The organism is Longimicrobium sp. (assembly GCF_036554565.1).
Lineage (GTDB): Bacteria > Gemmatimonadota > Gemmatimonadetes > Longimicrobiales > Longimicrobiaceae > Longimicrobium.
On the sequence record NZ_DATBNB010000522.1, the window covers coordinates 1 to 4207 of the forward strand.

The 4207-nt window shown below is 69.0% G+C and carries 5 protein-coding genes; all 5 read right to left on the reverse strand.

Features of this window, described 5'->3' with window-relative positions; genetic code table 11:
- Positions 1 to 383: adenylosuccinate synthetase (locus tag VIB55_RS14340; protein WP_331877337.1), on the reverse strand; the 383-nt coding region annotated here is incomplete at its 3' end.
- Between the two features lie 139 nt (positions 384 to 522).
- Positions 523 to 1311 carry a phytanoyl-CoA dioxygenase family protein gene (locus VIB55_RS14345; RefSeq protein ID WP_349263031.1) on the reverse strand — a complete coding sequence of 263 codons (789 nt, stop codon included), beginning with the start codon at positions 1309 to 1311 and terminating at the stop codon, positions 523 to 525.
- 152 nt (positions 1312 to 1463) lie between these two features.
- Positions 1464 to 2156 carry a hypothetical protein gene (locus tag VIB55_RS14350; RefSeq protein WP_331877339.1) on the reverse strand — a complete coding sequence of 231 codons (693 nt, stop codon included), beginning with the start codon at positions 2154 to 2156 and terminating at the stop codon, positions 1464 to 1466.
- Positions 2157 to 2173: 17 nt separating this feature from the next.
- Positions 2174 to 2815 carry a class I SAM-dependent methyltransferase gene (locus VIB55_RS14355; RefSeq protein WP_331877340.1) on the reverse strand — a complete coding sequence of 214 codons (642 nt, stop codon included), beginning with the start codon at positions 2813 to 2815 and terminating at the stop codon, positions 2174 to 2176.
- Positions 2812 to 3675 carry a D-hexose-6-phosphate mutarotase gene (locus VIB55_RS14360; RefSeq protein ID WP_331877341.1) on the reverse strand — a complete coding sequence of 288 codons (864 nt, stop codon included), beginning with the start codon at positions 3673 to 3675 and terminating at the stop codon, positions 2812 to 2814. Before VIB55_RS14360 ends, VIB55_RS14355 begins: the two co-directional genes overlap by 4 nt.
- Between the last annotated feature and the right edge of the window lie 532 nt (positions 3676 to 4207).

Consider the following 4207-nt stretch of genomic DNA (forward strand, 5'->3'; position numbering starts at 1 on the left):
CCGCGGCGCGCCTCGGCCGCCCGGTCGAGCACCTTGTGATAGCTCAGCAGCAGGTGCGCGCGCCCGCTGACGCCCACGCGGCCCTCGGCGTCGATGCCGCGGGCGGTGAGCGCGTCCAGCTCGTGGAAGAACTGGAAAGGGTCGAACACCACCCCGTTGCCCAGCAGGCAGCGGCGTCGCGGGTGAAGGATGCCGGATGGGATCTGGTGAAGGATGAACTCGGCGTCGCCCACGTGCACCGTGTGGCCGGCGTTGCTGCCGCCCTGGTAGCGCGCGACGACGTCTACGTCCTCGGCCAGCACGTCGACGATCTTGCCCTTGCCCTCGTCGCCCCACTGCGAGCCGACGATCACCACGCACCGGCTGCCGTTCGGTTCCCTCATCTGCCCAGTCGCCAAGCTTTTGTCCCGTTCAGTCGCACGAAAAACGCGGCCCCATCCCGCAAGGGTGGGACCGCGCGTTGACGTATCCTGTGCGCAATCTGCGAAGCCGCCCGGCGGGTGTCAACCGCCGGGCAGCGCGTTACGCCTCGCCCATCATCAGGCCCTCGATGCTGTGGCCCTGCACGATGGGCTCCAGTTCCTCCACTACGCGGCAGGTCAGGTGCTGCTTCACCTCGTCGGGCAGCGCCTCGTAGTACGCGCGGCTGAACTGCAGGTCGTGGCGCTCGGAGTTGTCGGCGCCCGGGGCATCCACCCCCAGCACCAGCACCGGGCGCGACTTCTGGCTGAAGTTGGCCGTGCCGCGGTGGATGGTGAGCGCCGAGCGCGCCGAGATGTCGCCCATCTTGGGCATCTTCCGCTGCGCCCGCTCCAGGTACCGCGGATAGAGCGACTTGGGCGGAAACATCTCGTGCTCGAACCCTTCGGGCGTGTCCCACTGCGTGCCGGGGGCGATCTCGAAGGGCCCCATGTCTTCGAACACGTCGACGGTGGTCAGGTTGAACGCCAGCGAGTTCAGGCGGCGGCCGATGAGCGTGTCTTCGGGGGCGGGAAAGTCGCGGTGCCAGGGCTGGTCCTGCGCGCCGGGGCCGGGCACGTCGAACCCGATCTCCACGATCTTGTAGTGCGGCCCGAGCACGGCCTCGCACACGGCCACCACCCACGGGTGCGTAACCAGGTCCACGAAGCCGCGGATCTTTTCGGGGTGGATCTCCACGTAGTACCGCTTGGGCCCGCGCCCCACCGCGCCGCCGGGACGCTTGAGCGCGTCCTGGAACAGCTCTTCGATGTCCTCTCCCAGTTCCTGCACCCACTCGCGGCTGAAGGCGCCCTTGCAGCCGATGATGCCGTCGCCGTACAGGCCGCCCATGATGGCGGCCACGTCGAACTGGGCCTGCGTGGGCTGCGGCGCGGGCGGGGCGAGGATCGTCTCGGTCACAGGTTCCTCCGGGATCGCGGGGCTGGAGATAGAGGTTGGATGGAAACTGGTCCCGCGCCGCCGCGCGCGCAATCGGCGCGTGGTCAGGGATCTTGAGACTGCACCGTGAGGCCGCCGTTGCGCAGGTCCAGGCGCATGGACGTGCGGATGACCTCGCTGGGACCGGCGGATGGAGACGGGAGCGTGTGGCGCGTGAACGTCACCACGTGCGGGCCGTGCCACACCGGGTCCGATGCGCCCCATCTGGTGCCCCCGTCCAGCCCCCACTCCAGTTCCAGGTGCGTGTCCGTAACGCGCCAGACCCGGATGTGGTTGGGAGTGTACCCCGCGATCAGGTCCATCGACGCGGTGGCGACCCGCCGCCCGCCGGGAGCCACGGCCGGAAAGCCGTGCACGTCCGTTGTCGCGCCGGTCTGCTCGTGAAGCAGCAGCACGCTCCCGCCTTCGTAATACCTAACCTCCACGACGTGGTGGCGGATGGAGGGCAGGTATCCGGCGTAGACGTATCGCTTCGCGCTGCCGCCGTCCGAGGTGTCGTTCACGAGAGCAGTCGTCTCCCCGTTGCCCAGGCGAAACGTCAGCCGCATTCCCCGGCGCTGCACGCGGCCACCGGAACCCGCGATTTCGCGGGCCTCTACCTGGGCCATGCAGGCCCGCCGATCGTCCCCGCTGCAGCGCGCGAATGGGTCGTGGACAGCCGACTGCTCGTCCAGCGGCTCCGGACGAGCGCAGGCCGCCAGGAGGAGAATGGCGATGATCGACAGCGTGGCGCGCATCGTTCGATGAATGGGGCTTAGCTCCGCTTCCGCAGGCACCAGGTGGTCATCGCCCGCAGGTTCTGCACGTTCGTGGTCTTGATCGGCTCCGCGAGGGTCGCTCCGAGGGATTCGGTGCGGGCGAGCAGTCCGGCTTCGTTCATCAGGAACCTCTCGCTTCCGTCCGGCAGGCGATAGCGGCCCGGCGACGAGGACGGGAGCCTTAACTCCAGTCCGATGCTGGTCGCCAGGCGTGCGAAGAAGAGGCCGTCCGGGCGCAGCACCCGCCACATCTCGTGCAGCATCGCGTCGAAGTGCTGCTCGTCGCGGGCGAAGTGCAGCACCGCGCTGCTGATCACCGCGTCCATCCGCTCGTCCTCGTACGGGAGCGCGTCTACGGGGGCCGCCTGGAAGTTCTCCTCGGGAAGACGGGGCGCCAGCTCCGCCGCGAGCAGCCGCACGCGGCCGACGATGAACGGGTCCTGGTCGATCCCGAACACCTCGAACCCGCCGCGAAGGAACGGCACCAGGTTGCGCCCGGCGCCGCATCCCGCGTCCAGCACCGTACGAGCCGAATCGAACGCGCCCTTCAGCAGCTGGTCGAACAGGTAGATGTCGATGTCGCCCAGCGCCGCGCGCAACGTGGCGGAAGGCGGCGTGCCCGCGGCGACGATCGTCATCGGGCGGTCAGCGACTGCGAGCCGGTCCATCGCTCGCCCGGCGCCACGTAGACGGGCGACCCGGCCGCGGCCGCCTCGATGCAGAGCATCCGCAGATGCCCGTCCGGCTCCATGTCGGCGAGCTTCGCAGCGGCTTCCGCGCCTGGGTTCCAGACCACGACGTCGGCAAAGCCGGTGGATGCCACCTCGAGGGTTCGCCCGCCTTCCTGCAGTTCGACCGTCCGTGGCGCATTCAGGTAGACGCGATCCACCTCGCCCTCGATCCGGAGCTCCCGCTCGCGGTCCTCCGGCTCCGTTTCGCCCGCGGCCTTGTCGCGGTAGCGCGTTCCCTGCAGCCCCACGACCGCCGCCTCGCGCACGTCCTCCACGCGGAGATACGTGTGCAGCGCGGCCGTGAACGAGAACGGGTCCGATCCCGTGTTCGTGACGGCGAACTCCATCGAGATCGCCGCCCCCGCCACACGGACGGTCAGCTCCGCGACGAACGCGTGCGGCCAGATCGCCTGCGTCTCCGCCGAGTCGGTCAGGCGAAAGACCGCCACCGCTTCCGCCCCGCCGCGATCGGCCGAAACCAGCGCCCACGTGGTCAGCCGGGCGAAGCCGTGCTTCGGCAGCGGGCCCTGCGTGGCGAACTGGGGAAAGCTGATGGGCACGCCCCCGCGGATGGCGGTGCCCTCACGGAACTCCGACCGGCTGCTCAGGAACAGGCGGTCGCCGTCCTCGCCCGCGGGCACCCATGAGGTGACGTGCGCGCCGTGCAGGCACACCGCCGCGCGCGCGCCGTCTGCAGCGATGAGCGTCACGAAAGGCAGGCCGCCGGGGCCGCTCTGGACGATCCCGTCCGATTGCGAGTTGTCCATCTGGTCCTTACAGCGGAGTGCGGATCAATACGTCGGAGTAGCCTTCTGAGCGGGCCGCCCATCGGCCGACTCCGGTGAAAGCACACGCGGTCCTACTCGCGCGCGGGTGTTGGCGATGACGTTTCGAAGCGCCGCGCCGCCTCAATCGCCATGTGCTCATCCCCAAGATGCCCGGGGCCAGCACGACCACGGTTGGGGGGCGAGCGCAAACACCGGCCGTCCGGTGGTGGGAGGGCCGGTGCCGACACTCTGCTACCACATGAGTTCGTCGACGCCTTCCCTCCACCGCCGAACACGGCAGCGCGACGAGTTTCATAGTCGGAAGTGATCAACTCGACCCTACAAGCGGGTCAGCAGTCGCCCTTGCAGTAGGAAGGCTGATCGTCTGTGCAGCAGTCTGAGTCAGCAAGGCACATCGACCAGCACCCTGAATAGCAGGTGCGCGGATTCGGTCCGGTCGCCTGCTGGCCGTGCACCGTTCCGAACGAGGCCTCGCGATCCGGAGATGGCTCGTAGCTGGTAACGTTTAGGT

Excerpts from the sequence above, each read along its gene's own strand:
- VIB55_RS14355 (WP_331877340.1), bottom strand. The coding sequence starts at position 2,815 with ATGACGATCGTCGCCGCGGGCACGCCGCCTTCCGCCACGTTGCGCGCG.
- VIB55_RS14360 (WP_331877341.1), bottom strand. The coding sequence starts at position 3,675 with ATGGACAACTCGCAATCGGACGGGATCGTCCAGAGCGGCCCCGGCGGC.
- VIB55_RS14345 (WP_349263031.1), bottom strand. The coding sequence starts at position 1,311 with ATGGGCGGCCTGTACGGCGACGGCATCATCGGCTGCAAGGGCGCCTTC.
- VIB55_RS14350 (WP_331877339.1), bottom strand. The coding sequence starts at position 2,156 with ATGCGCGCCACGCTGTCGATCATCGCCATTCTCCTCCTGGCGGCCTGC.